A 13181-nucleotide genomic window follows, 5' to 3' on the forward strand; every position below is an offset into this window, starting at 1 on the left:
CAGAAGAAATCGTGACTGCTCGAAGCCACCGCTCCGCCACAATGGGCAAGCAAGATTTCCGCACGGATGATTTGCTTTCATTAGGAGAGACCTATGAAAAGGTTTGGTTATTCCCTGTTTGCCGCCTGCCTGTCGATTGGCATGGGTCTGTCCGCTGTGGCTGGTACAGCCAACGCGGCACAACCCTCGCTGTTGGTAGCACCGGCTGCCGCGTCGGCGCAGACCTCAACTCCCAATATGCAGACCGTGCAGTATTACGATTATCGCGACGACCGCCGTTATTGGCGTTACGACCGTCCTCGCTACCGGCCCTATTATCGGCCGTATTACCGTCCGGCGCCGCGTTACTGGGGACCCGGACCGGTTTATCGTCATCGTCCGGCACCAGTCTATCGCGGTGGCAACCCCCATGTACGCTGGTGCTACAACCGTTATCGGTCATACCGCGCCTATGACAACACCTTCCAGCCCAATTACGGGCCGCGCCGCCAGTGCTATTCGCCTTATCTGTAAGAGCCTGAATCAAAAAGCGGCATGTGTGTGCGAAAATGGTGATTTTCGAGTACCGGAGCGCAGCGTACTCGAGGTACGTGAGCACCGGAATGAAGAAAATTGCCATTTGCAGCCACACAGGGCGACTTTTGGAACAGGCTCTAAGGCCGCAGCCAACGAAAAAAGCCCCGCAATGCGGGGCTTTTCTCTAAACTGTTTTGGAATATTTATCGCCGCTCAGGTGACATAGGCACCGATGGAAGCCGCGACGAGGCCGATTGCAACGGCAATCATCACGCCATAAACGCGCGGCTTGTCGAAAAGAACGGCGAAAGCCGAAAACCAGCCCACCACTGCCGCCCCGAGCGCAAAGAGAAAACCCGGCTTGTCGCCATGATAAAGGTTTGCCGCCATCAGCCCGCCGATGATCAGCGCGCCGAAAACGATCATTAACCCCGTGGCATAACGCTCATAATCGTCCATTTAAATTCCTCGGTTCCGATCTCGCGAAAACTGCGACGGAAACTTATATCGACCCGTTTGGCCATTTAAGGGCATGGAATCTCTCAATGCCGCTATCCTGACCTTCCCGCTCACACAATCATTATTCGTGGCGTTCTTCAACCATTTCGCAGCGCCATTCGCTGCAAATGTTACACGTTATCGTTTGCAATCGCCGTTCAGTCGTAAAATCCGTGCTATATTGATACGCATGGAACCGTCTGGAATCACCATTTTTGAAACACCGATCGGCCCGTGCGGCATCGCCTGGCGCGGCGCAAAAGTCATTGGTGTCGAAATCGGCGATACGGACGAGAAAGAGACCCGCTACCGGCTGGGCGAGCGGATAGGCGAACAGTTTTCCGATGCACAGGCCGATGTGCCAGTCTTTGTGGCGCAAGCGATTGAAAAAGTGCGTGTGCTTCTCGATGGCGGATCGCCGGATTTTTCGCAAACGCCGCTGGCGCTCGATTCGCTCCCTGACCTTAATCGGCAGGTTTACGAGATCATTCTCGAACTGAAGGCCGGTGAAACCACCACCTATGGCGCGATTGCGAGACGGCTCGGCGATGTCAGCCTGTCACAGGCGGTTGGTTATGCGCTTGGCAAAAACCCGTTTCCGATCATCGTGCCCTGCCACCGGGTTCTCGGTTCCAACGGCAAGGTCGGCGGGTTTTCGGCGGCTGGCGGCACTGCGACGAAACTGAAGCTTCTCAATATAGAGCGCGCCAAAATCTCCAGCGAGCCCGACCTGTTTGGCGGCCTGCCGCTTCAGGAGCCACCGCAAGCGGAGTGGTAGTTAAGACCGGTCCGTCACCACATCAGCGGAAAAACGCAATTCGCGCATCGGGCGCACCAGTTGCGTCGTGGCGTCATAGGTCGGATGTTTCTTGAAAGCGAAAAGCGCTTCTTCATCCTTGAACTCGGCATAGACCACGAGATCGATATGATCGCACATCGGATCGACCTTGGAATTCGGCAGGACTTCGAAAACTTCGGAATGCGGGATGGTTGCAAGCTGCTCCAGCCCCTTCTTGACGGTCTCGATATCCTGACCTTCCTTAACGCTGAAAAAAACAATGTGCCGGATCACGCCTCGACTCCCTTAAACTGACGAGGCGTATCTAGCGCATCAAGACAGCCAAAAAAATGGCAAGTTTGAGCGATATGTCTAACTTGCCTTGACGCGACGCCAGGCAAACCCGCCCTCTTCCGGCACGGAACCGCGCCCCGGCTGATAATAGCCGGGTGTGTCGACCAGACGGTTTTCGCCAAGACGGCTCTGGGCGACCTTGTTGGTCACCTGAAGACTGTCGAAGCCGGTGCGCAACATCAGCGCAGCCTGATCGATAAGCACGTCACCGACGGCGCGCAACTCGCCCGCAAAACCTTCGCGGCGCAAAATCTCGGCCTTGGAATAGGAGCGCCCATCGTTGAAAGCCGGGAACTGCAAGGCGATCAACGGCAGGCTGTCCAGCTCGTTGAGAAGCGGTTCAATGGCTTCGCCCGGCGCAACCGTAACACCAATCCGGCGATTGGAGGCGCGGCGGCGCTCTTCATCCAGTCCGAGCCAAACGGCGAGCGGAATGATGATCGCCGGGGCGTCGCCCGCCGCTTCAAGATCGTCGGCAAAGACATAATCGTCTTCGCGAAAGCCATCGGCAGACCAGAGTTTGGTTTCGTTGATATCGCTCATTTCCGGTCCACGGCTCCCAGTGTCTTAAGGCTATCGGCAAGGCCAGTCAGATGGATGCCGCATTCTGTCTTTTCCGATCCCGCCCAGCGTCCGGCACGCTGGTCTTCGCCATCGTTCACGGGCCGCGTGCAGGGCATGCAGCCGATGGAACGGTAGCCCTGCGCCGTTAGGGGGTGCGGCGGCAGATCATGCTTTTCAGCATAGGCCTTGAGATCGACTGCCTGCAAACGCGCCAGCGGATTGATACGAATGCGCGGGCCGACGGATTCAAACACCGGCAAGCTTTCGCGCGTCGATGCCTGAAACTGCTTGCGGCCCGTCATCCATGCGCGATAAGGAGCCACGGCACGCGCCATCGGCTCCACCTTGCGGATGAAGCAGCAGCGGTCCTTGTCGGTCATCGACAACGCGCCGAACGGGTCTTCCGTCTTGAGACTATCCTCCAGCGGCAGGATATCCTGCACATCGGTCAACCCCAGCCGGTCCACCAGATCGTGCCGATAATCGAGCGTCGCCCGAAAATGCTTGCCCGTATCGAGAAACAGCACCGGTGTCGCGGGGTCGATTTCCGAGATCATGTGCAGAAGCACTGCCGATTCCGCCCCGAAGGAAGACACCACCGCGATCTGCCCCTCATAGAGTTCGCGCGTGACGAGCGCGATCACATCCTGCGGGGTAGACGCGCCGTGGCTGGCCTCCAGAAGGCGGGCTTCGGCGGCAGCACTTTCTTCAGCATCAAGCTGCACGGCTTATTTCTCCATAAAGCGCGCGTTTGAACGGTTCCATGCCAACGCGGCGATAGGCAGCGAGGAAGTTTTCCTCCGGGCTTTCGCGCAAGGCGAGATAGGTATCGACCACCGTTTCGATGGCATCCACCACTTCTTCCGACGAGAAGCCGCGACCGGTGATCTCGCCGATGGCCGAATGCTCGTCCGCCGAACCGCCAAGCGTGATCTGATAGAGTTCCTCACCCTTCTTCTCAACGCCCAGAATGCCGATATGACCGACATGGTGGTGGCCGCAGGCATTGATGCAGCCGGAAATCTTGATCTTGAGATCGCCGATTTCAAGCTGGCGCTGCTGGTCGCCGAAGCGCTCGGAAATGCGCTGCGCCACCGGAATGGAGCGCGCATTGGCAAGGGCGCAATAATCGAGGCCCGGGCAGGCGATGATGTCGGTGATGAGACCGGCATTGGGCGTCACCAGACCATCCGATTGCAGGAGATCGTAGACGGCTGCGAGATCGGCCTTGGCCACATGCGGCAGAACCAGATTCTGCTCGTGGCTGACGCGGATTTCATCGAAGGAATAGGTTTCCGCAATATCCGCCACCAGTTCCATCTGTTCAGCACTTGCGTCCCCCGGAATGCCGCCGATAGGCTTCAGCGAAATGGTGACGACCGCATAATCCGGGTGCTTGTGCGGCGTGACATTGCGCGCCACCCAGCTTGCAAATTCCGCATCGGCCTTCTGGGTTACGGCCAGCACTTCCCAGCCTTCCGGCCGTTGCGGCAGGTTCGGCATGCGGAAATAGCTTTCAATGGCGTCGATATCGCGCTGCGGCAGCTTCAGCTCGCCGTTGCGGATTTCTTCCCATTCAGCGTCGATCTCGCGGGTCAGTTCTTCAACGCCGGTTTCATGGACGAGAATCTTGATGCGCGCCTTATATTTGTTGTCGCGACGGCCATGCAAATTATAGACGCGCACGATGGCCGTCACATAGGTCAGCATGTCCTCGATGGGCAGGAAGTCGCGGATTTTCTTGGCCACCATCGGCGTGCGACCCTGACCACCGCCAATATAGACGGCCAGCCCCAGATCGCCCGCCTCGTTCTTCTTCAGCTGCAAGCCGATGTCATGCACCTGAATGGCGGCGCGGTCATGCTCCGAGCCGACAATGGCGATCTTGAACTTGCGCGGCAGATAGGAAAACTCCGGATGCAGCGACGACCACTGGCGCAGAATTTCGGCGAAGGGGCGCGGATCGGCCACTTCGTCGGCGGCAGCGCCCGCGAAATGATCAGCGGTCACGTTTCGAATGCAATTGCCGGAGGTCTGGATGGCGTGCATCTCGACTTCCGCCAGCTCTTCCAGAATGCGCGGCACGTCCTTCAGGGCAGGCCAGTTATACTGGATGTTCTGGCGCGTGGTGAAATGGCCAAAGCCGCGATCATAGACGCGGGCGATGTGGCCGAGCTTACGCAGCTGGCGGCCCGACAGGGTGCCATAGGGGATGGCCACGCGCAGCATATAGGCGTGCAATTGCAGATAAAGGCCGTTCATCAGGCGCAGCGGACGGAACTGTTCTTCCGTCAGCTCTCCGGTCAGGCGGCGCTCGACCTGATCCTTGAACTGGGCAACGCGGGCCGCAACGAAATCGCGGTCGAATTCATCATAACGATACATAGTCTAATTCCAGTTCAGAGCATTTCCACCAAAAGGGAGAACCGGTTTTGCGTCCGGAAATGCGGCAACAGATATTACGAGGCGCGCTTCAAGGCGGGCTTGTCGAGGGGCAAATCGCCGAACGTGACGATGGTCGGGCCGGAAAGGCGGATGCGCTCGCGCAGGCGGATCGGGTAAAGCCCCTCCTCGCGCTCCTCGACATCGATCACATTCACATCGACAACCAGATTGGCTTTCGCTGCAACCTTGCCCGCCTCTTCGAGCGCCGTCACGGCTTCCGCATGGCGAGCAACCAGCGCGCCGTCGATGGTCTCCTGCCACGAACCGTCGGCACCGAGCCACACGGCCTGCCCGTCGATCAGCCGGTTTGCAGTGAGAACTTTTACGACCATTTCCAAACTCCAAACTTTTGTTAACCGCGCATCCTGCGGGTTTAGGCTGCGACGGAAACCGGCTTGAGGGCCAGCGCTTCGGCTTTGTCGATTGCGGCACCGGCGACGGCATCGCCAATGATCACCATGACCGGGCCGGAAAGCTCCTTGCGGTTTTCCAGATCCGGCAAATCCTTCAGCGTGCCGTGGAACAGGCGCTTGTCCTGCCGGCTCGCATTTTCCACCACCGCAACCGCGGTATCTTCGTGCAGACCCGCAGCAATCAGGCGCGCGGCAACCGATGCCGCGACCGTCGAGCCCATATAGACCGCAATGGTTGCGCCGGAGACGGCGAGCTTCGCCCATCCCGGCAGCACGTCGCCGGTCATGTCATGGCCGGTGGTGAACACCAGCGACGAAGCAACACCGCGCAGCGTCAGTGGCAGTTCCATGTCGGCAGCGGCGGCAAAGGCCGAGGTGATGCCGGGCACGATTTCGAACCCGATACCGGCAGCACGCAGCGCCGCCATTTCCTCGCCTGCGCGTCCGAACACCAGCGGATCGCCGGATTTCAGCCGCACAACGCGCTTGCCTTCCCGCCCCAGCGAAACCAGCAGGCGGTTGATCTCTTCCTGACTTTTGGAATGGCAGCCCTTGCGCTTGCCGACGGCAAGGCGCTCGGCGTCACGCCGCCCCATGGCGATCACGCCTTCGGGCACCAGCGCATCATGCACGATCACATCGGCTTCCATCAAAGCGCGATGTGCGCGCAGGGTCAGCAGGTCTTCGGCACCCGGACCGGCGCCGACCAGCCAGACATAACCGGCCGCATTGTCACGCTGCTCGATCAGGTCGCTCGCAGCCTTGTAGGCTTCCACGCGATGGCCATTTTCGATGGCGCTGGCGACACGGCCTGAAAAGAACCCGCGCCAGAAGCTGCGGCGCGCCAGACCTTTTGGCAATGCGCGCTCGACCAGCGGACGCCAGCTTTCCGCGAAATGCGCAAGCTCGCCAAGGCGCGGCGAAAAGGCGGCATCGATGCGCGCACGAACCATCTGCGCCAGTACCGGAGCACTTCCTTCCGAACCAATGGCAATCGTCAGCGGCGCACGGTTGACGATGGCAGGCGTCAGAAAATCGCAAAGAGCGGGACGGTCAACGACATTGACCGGAACCTTCTCAGCCTTGACCACCGCGGCAATGGCGCGGTCCTGCGCTTCATCGCCGGTCGCCACGAAGACCAGCTTTGCACCCGCGACATGTTCCGGCGCAAATGGTGCCGCCACATGCTCCGCACCATGGCTTGCGATGAAATTAGCCAGATGATGTTCCGGTTCTTCGGCAATGATGCGCAGGCGTGCGGATGTCTGCGCCACGAGGCGCGCCTTGTTCAAGGCTTCCTCGCCGCCGCCAACGACGACTACCACCTCTTCCGACACCCGGAAGAAGGCAGGAAAATCAGCCAGTAAACGCTTTTGCGGTAGAGACACGATGCCATCCTTGAGAGCATTTCCAGCGAAAGTGGATACCGGTTTCGCGTGCGGAAATACGCCTTGTGAAAGTTGGCGCCATTATCCATGGAGAGCGGAAGATTTATAAGAAACGGGCTTGCGCGTGAAAATGACGGCGAGCATCACTTTTTCTCAAAACAGCCGATTGCGGGATTTTAATTTCCCGTAAGGCCGAAAATATATCCTACAATTTTTATAGGGTTTACATAGGCTTATCGGTAATCGCCGCTCGTGAAGAAGGCCGGAACATGTTTAGGCCAACGGCGCGGCAGCACGGCAATCAGGTCGAAACGCAGCGACAGACGGTCATGGTCGGGCTGGCGTTGCAGCCAGAGATCAGCTGCGGCTTCGATGCGATGCATGGCCTGCGGCGTGACGGCGAGATATGCGGCTTCAAGGCTGCTGCGCGCCTTGACCTCGACGATGAGCACCAGATTGCCCCGCCGGGCGATCAGATCGATTTCGCCGAGCCGTGTCCGATAGCGCCGCGCGACAACGCGAAAGCCTTTCAAAAGAAGCACCATCGCCGCAAAGCGTTCGGCGCTGTGTCCGCGAAAGAAAGCGCTGCGCTTTTTCTCGCGGAGGTCTATCATCGCTGATCCGATTTCAGTTGCATAAGGCGCTGATAGAGAACCGATTTCTGCCCGCCGGTCATGCGCGCCGCCTCGCCTGCGGCCTTGGATGGCGGCAGTTCGGCGGCAAGCGACAGAAGCAGCTTGTCGATATCTTCCTCGCTTTGCGGAATGGTGTTGCCTGTCGGCGGACCGACCAGCAGAACCACTTCCCCGCGAATGCGATCCTCGCCGTCAAACTCCGCTGCAAGCTCGCCCAGCGGCGCAGTGCGAATGGTCTCATAGGCCTTGGTCAGTTCGCGGCAGAGCGCGCCCAGACGATCCGGCCCGAACACTTGGGCCATTTCGGCCAGCGTCGCCGCTGTCCGGTTTGGCGATTCATAAAACACCAGCGTTGCGTCGATGCCCTTGAGGCTTTCGAGCTTCGTCTGCTTTTGCCCATGCTTGGATGGAAGAAAGCCGCAGAACATGAAGGCGTCGGTCGGCAGGCCAGAAGCGGCAAGTGCGGCCAGAACGGCAGAAGCGCCCGGAATGGGGACGACGCGAATACCCGCCTCGCGGGCTTCGCCAACCAGACGAAAGCCCGGATCGGAAACGAGCGGCGTACCCGCATCGGACACCAGTGCAACGCTTTTGCCCGCCGACAGTGCGGCAATCAGCTTTTCTCCGGCTTCGGCGGCATTGTGCTCGTGATAGCTGATCGGACGGCGGGAAATGCCGTAGCGGTCGAGGAGAACGCGGGTCACACGCGTATCCTCGCAGGCGAGAACATCGGCTGCGGCGAGCGTTTCGATGCCGCGCAGCGTCATGTCGCCAAGATTACCAATCGGCGTCGAGACGATATAAAGGGCTGGCTCAAGCGGTCGGGCGCGCATCGTCGTGCCGCCCACCACATATTCCCGTCGCCCATCGCCGATGTTCTGGGCGCCTGTTTCTTCCGTCATTCTACGTCCTTCAGTGTCTGAATCAAAAAGCGGCAGGCTGTGGCGAAAATGGTGATTTCGAGAACCGGAGCGCAGCGTACATTAAGGTACGTGAGCACCGGAAGCGCAGAAATTGCCATTTGCAGCCCGGCATGGCGTCTTTTGGATCAGACACTCATGCAGCCAGATCGGCAACCAGCGCATCCAGCACCAATGCACCGTCCGGCGTTGCGCGAATGATGCTGCCACCCATTGGTTCGATCATGCCCTCGGTGATCAGTTTCGCCAGACGCTTCTGGTCAACGCTCTGGCCCGACAGCCGCTTGTAGCGATCCAGATCGATGCCTTCGCGCAGACGAAGCCCCATCATCAGGAACTCGTCGCCCTCTTGCCCGCCATCGAGATATTCTTCCTCGACAATGCCGTGGCCGCGCCGTTCAACGTGATCGAGCCAGGTTTCCGGATGTTTTTCGGTCATCGTCACCGTGCGCACATCGTTTTCCACGAAACGCCCATGCGCGCCGGGGCCAATGCCGACATATTGCCCATAGCGCCAATAGACCAGATTGTGCTGCGACTCGCGCCCCGGCACCGCATGATTGGAAATCTCATAGGCCGGGAGACCATGCTCCGCCGTCACCCGTTGCGTTTCTTCATAAAGCGCTGCGGCGTGATCCGGCTCCGGCGTGGTCAGCTTTCCGGCCTTCCAGAGATTGTAGAACTGTGTGCCTTCCTCGATAGTCAGCTGATAGAGCGAGAGGTGATCGGCAGCCAGTCCGATTGCCTCCTTCAGCTCTTCGCGCCAAGCCTCGATGCTCTGGTTCGGGCGCGCATAGATCAAATCGAAGGAGAGGCGCGGGAAAATCTCACGCGCCAAGCGGATAGCCGCCTTGGCTTCCTCGACCGAATGCATGCGCCCGAGACGGCGCAGATCTGGATCGTTCAGAGCCTGAATGCCGAGCGACACGCGATTGACGCCTGCCGCGCGATAGCCGCGAAAACGGTCGGCCTCCACACTGGTCGGATTGGCTTCCAGCGTCACTTCAATGTCGGGCGCGACAGACCAATGCGACGCAATATTATCGAGCAGAGCGCCCACCGTTTCGGGCTGCATCAGCGAGGGCGTGCCGCCGCCCAGAAAAATGCTGGTGACGGTGCGCGGGCCGGTGCGCTCGCGCAGCGTTTCCATCTCGCGCCGGAACGCTTCGGAAAACCGCGCCTGATCCACCGGCTTGTGGCGGACGTGGCTGTTGAAATCGCAATAAGGGCATTTGGCCAGACAGAACGGCCAGTGCACATAAACGCCGAACGCGGTTTCCCCATTCGCACGCGCGATGGGAATCGTGCTCACGCCGTCCGCTAACGCCTGTGAAGAGGGAAACAGCCTGTTCATTCTGCTGGCGCCGATACCACGTTGAGCGCCTTTTCGGCAAAAAGCTTGAAGGCGCGGGCGCGGTGCGACAGGGCGTCCGCGTCGCCGGGCTTCCAGCCGTGCTTCTCGTCGGCGGTCATTTCGCCAAAGGTTTTTTCATGGCCGTCCGGCAGGAACACCGGATCATAGCCGAAGCCGGTCGTGCCGCGGGGTGGCCAGATCAGCACGCCTTCCACTTCGCCGCGGAAATATTCCGCTTCGCCATCCGGCCACGCAAGACAGATGACGGAGACAAAACGCGCGCCGCGCTTGTCTGCAGTCGTCGCGCCCTTTTTCTGCAAAAGATCTTCGACCTTGCGCATCGCCATGTTGAAATCGCGCGTGCCGTCTTCGGTCTCGGCCCAATTGGCCGTGTAGACGCCAGGCTCGCCGTCCAGCGCATCGACCATCAGGCCGGAATCGTCGGACAATGCGGGCAAGCCGGTGGCTTCTGCCGCTGCAAGCGCCTTGATATAGGCGTTTTCCTCAAACGTGGTGCCGGTCTCGTCCGGCTCCGGCAGGCCCAGTGCCGCGACCGAGCTGACATCGAAGCCGAACGGGCCGATCAGCCCGTCGAATTCCTTCAGCTTGCCTGCATTGTGCGAGGCGACAATCAGCTTGCCCTTTTCCAGCGTTCTCATTTTCAGTTCCACAGTTTAGGTTCGGCAATCTCCAGCGAATTGCCGGATGGATCGCGGAAATAAATCGAATGTGCGCCATTGGGCCAATCGAAATCGGCCTCGATGGCGACGCCATGCTTTTCCAGATGTTTCCGCCAGCCCTCGATCTCGGTACGGCTTGCGGCAAAACATACATGACCCGGCCCCGTCGTGCCATGCGGCGGCACAGGCAGATGGCCGGGCAAAGGCGGCTTCAACGTTTCTTCCGCCTTGAAGAGCAGCAAAATGCCCTCACCACAGCGGAAGAAGGCGTTGCGCTCGCTGAGCTGGCCCACCGGCTCCAGCCCCATCGTGTTGCGATAGAATTCTACCGCCTCGGCGACGTCGCGAACATAGAGTGCCGTTTCAAGAATACGTGCAGCGCGCATGGATTTCCCTTCGGTTGCGACGCATCCGATACGGTATGCGGTTCAGTGAGATTCCGGTTATGGCGAGCCGAAAATGATGGTCTTTAAGACCCGGCGCGGAGTGTACTTAAAGTACATGAGCACCGGAAGCGAAAAAGACCGCCATTTGCAGGCCGCCAGAGCCGGAATAACGCGAACCGTCAGGCTACAGCCATCTTCTGCAGGGAGACAAGACGATCGACGCCGCTGCGTGCGAGCTTCATCAGGTTCAGGAATTCTTCTTCCGAGAAAGGCGTGCCTTCGGCGGTGCCCTGAATTTCAACAATGCCGCCGGTGCCGGTCATGACGAAATTGCTGTCGGTCTGGGCGACGGAATCTTCCGCATAGTCCAGATCGAGAACAGGAGCGCCTTCATAGATGCCGCAGGAAATGGCGGCGACATGGTCCTTCAAAACCTTCTCGACCCGCACCATCTGGCGCGCTTCCATCCAGCGCAGGCATTCATGCAGGGCCACCCAGCCGCCGGTGATGGCTGCCGTGCGCGTGCCGCCATCGGCCTGAATGACATCGCAGTCCACCGTGATCTGCACTTCGCCAAGCGCCTGCATGTCCAAGACGGCGCGCAAGGATCGTCCGATCAGACGCTGGATTTCCTGCGTGCGTCCGCCCTGCTTGCCAGTGGCGGCTTCACGGCGCATGCGGTCGCCGGTCGAACGCGGCAGCATGCCGTATTCAGCCGTGACCCAGCCCTTGCCGGTGTTGCGCATCCAGCCCGGCACTTTTTCTTCAAGGCTTGCCGTGCACAGAACATGGGTGTCGCCGAATTTGACCAGGCAGGAGCCTTCCGCATGTTTGGAGATGCCGCGCTCGAAAGAAACGGCGCGCATTTCGTCGGCAGCACGCTTGGATGGACGCATATAGTAAATTCCTTGATCGGTTTTTGAGCTTCAAAGTTTTCCGTGCGGCTTTTTAGGCCCGACGGACGCAAATAGAAAGGCATTTCACATCGGTCCGCAGCCAAAGATATGTTGAGAGGATTGCCAGTGTGAGGCTAAAGCCTTTGACGCTTCGCGCAGCGACCTTATATTTAGGGCAAGCAATCAACAGGTTCGCCGCTCTATCATGATGAAATCGCCTGAACATCAGCTTTTGAATTCGCTCGACCAGCGGTCGCGCGAAATTTTCCGGCTGGTCGTCGAGAGCTATCTCAACGATGGTGACCCGGTCGGATCGCGCAATCTGTCCCGCCTGCTGCCGCATTCGCTCTCACCCGCCACCATTCGCAATGTGATGAGCGATCTGGAGCATCTGGGCCTGATCTATGCGCCGCATGTGTCGGCGGGTCGTCTGCCGACGCAGATTGGCCTGCGCTTTTTTGTCGACGCCTTTCTGGAAGTCGGCGATCTGCCGCCGGAAGAACGCTCGTCGATTGACGCGCAGGTGCGCGCCGCCGGAAACAGCAATTCGGTGGAAAGCGTGCTGACAGAGGCAAGCCAGGTCCTGTCGGGCCTGTCGCGCGGCGCGGGCCTCGTACTCGCCGCCAAGACGGAAGGCGCGCTGAAACATATCGAATTCGTGCGGCTTGAGCCGACCCGCGCGCTTGCCGTGCTCGTGATGCAGAATGGCGACGTGGAAAACCGCGTCATCAATCTGCCGGTCGGCATCAGCGCATCGCAACTGGTCGAAGCCTCGAATTTCCTCAACGCCCATATTCACGGCCACACACTTTCCGAAGCCAAGGCCGAGCTGAAGGTGCTGATGGAGGAAACCCGTCAGGAACTGGACCAGCTTTCGCAGGAACTTGTCGAACAGGGCCTCGCGGTCTGGGGCGGCACCGGCTCCGACCAGCCGTCGCGGCTGATTGTGCGCGGCCGCGCCAATCTGCTGGAAAACATTCACGCCCAGGAAGATATCGAACGCCTGCGCCATCTCTTCGACGATCTGGAAACCAAGGACGGCATGGTGCAGCTTCTGGATCTGGCCGAAACAGGTTCAGGCGTGCGCATTTTTATCGGCTCGGAAAACAAGCTGTTTTCGCTGTCCGGCTCGTCACTGGTGGTCGCGCCCTATCGCGACAGCGAACAGCGGGTCATCGGGGCGCTTGGCGTCATCGGCCCGACCCGGCTTAATTATGCGCGTATCGTTCCGATGGTGGACTATACGGCGCAGATCGTGTCTAGACTTTTGCGGTGATGTGTCAATCTTACCGGGTCAGCGGAAATTAAGCCTTGATTTTAATGGCATGAAACTCGATATCCGCCCCAGACGATA

At 59.4% G+C, this 13181-nt stretch carries 16 protein-coding genes and 1 pseudogene; 3 read left to right on the plus strand and 14 right to left on the minus strand.

Annotated elements, in window-relative coordinates; translation table 11 throughout:
• The first annotated feature begins 93 nt into the window (after positions 1–93).
• A complete protein-coding gene (locus tag JAU75_RS06130; protein WP_199055521.1) occupies positions 94–513 on the plus strand; it encodes a BA14K family protein in 420 nt (139 codons plus the stop codon).
• Here the strand turns inward: JAU75_RS06130 and JAU75_RS06135 are convergent.
• Positions 512–619 (minus strand): annotated as a pseudogene (locus JAU75_RS06135) (flagellar basal body P-ring protein FlgI); the annotation flags it as partial. The gene JAU75_RS06130 and the pseudogene JAU75_RS06135 sit on opposite strands and share 2 nt — an antisense overlap.
• 110 nt (positions 620–729) lie before the next feature.
• A complete protein-coding gene (locus tag JAU75_RS06140) occupies positions 730–975 on the minus strand; it encodes a hypothetical protein (RefSeq protein WP_006465911.1) in 246 nt (81 codons plus the stop codon).
• 229 nt (positions 976–1204) lie between these two features.
• Here JAU75_RS06140 and JAU75_RS06145 point away from each other — a divergent pair, with 229 nt between their 5' ends.
• The gene (locus tag JAU75_RS06145) at positions 1205–1792 is read left to right on the plus strand and encodes a methylated-DNA--[protein]-cysteine S-methyltransferase (protein WP_199055523.1); all 588 of its coding nucleotides are present in this window, start codon (positions 1205–1207) and stop codon (positions 1790–1792) included.
• Here JAU75_RS06145 and JAU75_RS06150 read toward each other — a convergent pair whose 3' ends face one another.
• The 12 genes from JAU75_RS06150 to rph all read right to left on the minus strand — a co-directional run bounded on the left by JAU75_RS06150 (position 1793) and on the right by rph (position 11827).
• Positions 1793–2086: a Dabb family protein gene (locus JAU75_RS06150; protein WP_199055525.1), complete on the minus strand. Its 294-nt coding sequence runs from the start codon at positions 2084–2086 to the stop codon at positions 1793–1795.
• A 78-nt stretch (positions 2087–2164) separates the two neighbouring features.
• The gene (locus JAU75_RS06155; RefSeq protein WP_199055527.1) at positions 2165–2689 is read right to left on the minus strand and encodes a DUF934 domain-containing protein; all 525 of its coding nucleotides are present in this window, start codon (positions 2687–2689) and stop codon (positions 2165–2167) included.
• Positions 2686–3435 carry a phosphoadenylyl-sulfate reductase gene (locus tag JAU75_RS06160; protein ID WP_199055529.1) on the minus strand — a complete coding sequence of 250 codons (750 nt, stop codon included), beginning with the start codon at positions 3433–3435 and terminating at the stop codon, positions 2686–2688. The genes JAU75_RS06155 and JAU75_RS06160 overlap by 4 nt, the downstream gene beginning before the upstream one ends.
• Entirely contained in the window at positions 3425–5095 is a 1671-nt protein-coding gene (locus tag JAU75_RS06165) for a nitrite/sulfite reductase (RefSeq protein WP_199055532.1), read from the minus strand. Before JAU75_RS06165 ends, JAU75_RS06160 begins: the two co-directional genes overlap by 11 nt.
• Positions 5096–5169: 74 nt before the next feature.
• Positions 5170–5487 (minus strand): DUF2849 domain-containing protein, encoded by a 318-nt coding sequence (locus JAU75_RS06170; RefSeq protein WP_199055534.1) that lies wholly within the window; start codon positions 5485–5487, stop codon positions 5170–5172.
• A gap of 41 nt (positions 5488–5528) precedes the next feature.
• A complete protein-coding gene (gene cysG, locus JAU75_RS06175) occupies positions 5529–6956 on the minus strand; it encodes a siroheme synthase CysG (RefSeq protein ID WP_199055535.1) in 1428 nt (475 codons plus the stop codon).
• 233 nt (positions 6957–7189) lie between these two features.
• Complete coding sequence (locus JAU75_RS06180) at positions 7190–7570, minus strand: YraN family protein (protein ID WP_199055536.1); 381 nt, start codon at positions 7568–7570, stop codon at positions 7190–7192.
• The gene (gene rsmI, locus JAU75_RS06185; protein ID WP_199055537.1) at positions 7567–8493 is read right to left on the minus strand and encodes a 16S rRNA (cytidine(1402)-2'-O)-methyltransferase; all 927 of its coding nucleotides are present in this window, start codon (positions 8491–8493) and stop codon (positions 7567–7569) included. Before rsmI ends, JAU75_RS06180 begins: the two co-directional genes overlap by 4 nt.
• A gap of 154 nt (positions 8494–8647) precedes the next feature.
• Positions 8648–9865: a radical SAM family heme chaperone HemW gene (hemW, locus tag JAU75_RS06190; protein WP_199055538.1), complete on the minus strand. Its 1218-nt coding sequence runs from the start codon at positions 9863–9865 to the stop codon at positions 8648–8650.
• Complete coding sequence (gene rdgB / locus JAU75_RS06195; protein WP_199055539.1) at positions 9862–10524, minus strand: RdgB/HAM1 family non-canonical purine NTP pyrophosphatase; 663 nt, start codon at positions 10522–10524, stop codon at positions 9862–9864. The genes hemW and rdgB overlap by 4 nt, the downstream gene beginning before the upstream one ends.
• A 2-nt stretch (positions 10525–10526) precedes the next feature.
• Complete coding sequence (locus JAU75_RS06200) at positions 10527–10931, minus strand: VOC family protein (protein WP_199055540.1); 405 nt, start codon at positions 10929–10931, stop codon at positions 10527–10529.
• A gap of 179 nt (positions 10932–11110) precedes the next feature.
• On the minus strand, positions 11111–11827 hold the full coding sequence (gene rph, locus JAU75_RS06205; RefSeq protein WP_199055541.1) for a ribonuclease PH: 717 nt from the start codon (positions 11825–11827) through the stop codon (positions 11111–11113).
• 205 nt (positions 11828–12032) lie between these two features.
• Between rph and hrcA the strand changes: the two genes are divergently transcribed.
• On the plus strand, positions 12033–13103 hold the full coding sequence (hrcA, locus tag JAU75_RS06210) for a heat-inducible transcriptional repressor HrcA (protein ID WP_199055543.1): 1071 nt from the start codon (positions 12033–12035) through the stop codon (positions 13101–13103).
• The last annotated feature ends 78 nt before the right edge of the window (positions 13104–13181 follow it).

It is taken from the genome of Ochrobactrum sp. Q0168 (assembly GCF_016427605.1).
Lineage (GTDB): Bacteria > Pseudomonadota > Alphaproteobacteria > Rhizobiales > Rhizobiaceae > Brucella.

Bases quoted from the DNA above. Each gene is read 5' to 3' on its own strand.
- JAU75_RS06130 (WP_199055521.1), top strand. From the start codon at position 94: ATGAAAAGGTTTGGTTATTCCCTGTTTGCCGCCTGCCTGTCGATTGGC.
- JAU75_RS06140 (WP_006465911.1), bottom strand. From the start codon at position 975: ATGGACGATTATGAGCGTTATGCCACGGGGTTAATGATCGTTTTCGGC.
- JAU75_RS06145 (WP_199055523.1), top strand. From the start codon at position 1,205: ATGGAACCGTCTGGAATCACCATTTTTGAAACACCGATCGGCCCGTGC.
- JAU75_RS06155 (WP_199055527.1), bottom strand. From the start codon at position 2,689: ATGAGCGATATCAACGAAACCAAACTCTGGTCTGCCGATGGCTTTCGC.
- JAU75_RS06165 (WP_199055532.1), bottom strand. From the start codon at position 5,095: ATGTATCGTTATGATGAATTCGACCGCGATTTCGTTGCGGCCCGCGTT.
- JAU75_RS06170 (WP_199055534.1), bottom strand. From the start codon at position 5,487: ATGGTCGTAAAAGTTCTCACTGCAAACCGGCTGATCGACGGGCAGGCC.
- JAU75_RS06180 (WP_199055536.1), bottom strand. From the start codon at position 7,570: ATGATAGACCTCCGCGAGAAAAAGCGCAGCGCTTTCTTTCGCGGACAC.
- rsmI (WP_199055537.1), bottom strand. From the start codon at position 8,493: ATGACGGAAGAAACAGGCGCCCAGAACATCGGCGATGGGCGACGGGAA.
- hemW (WP_199055538.1), bottom strand. From the start codon at position 9,865: ATGAACAGGCTGTTTCCCTCTTCACAGGCGTTAGCGGACGGCGTGAGC.
- rdgB (WP_199055539.1), bottom strand. From the start codon at position 10,524: ATGAGAACGCTGGAAAAGGGCAAGCTGATTGTCGCCTCGCACAATGCA.
- JAU75_RS06200 (WP_199055540.1), bottom strand. From the start codon at position 10,931: ATGCGCGCTGCACGTATTCTTGAAACGGCACTCTATGTTCGCGACGTC.
- rph (WP_199055541.1), bottom strand. From the start codon at position 11,827: ATGCGTCCATCCAAGCGTGCTGCCGACGAAATGCGCGCCGTTTCTTTC.
- hrcA (WP_199055543.1), top strand. From the start codon at position 12,033: ATGATGAAATCGCCTGAACATCAGCTTTTGAATTCGCTCGACCAGCGG.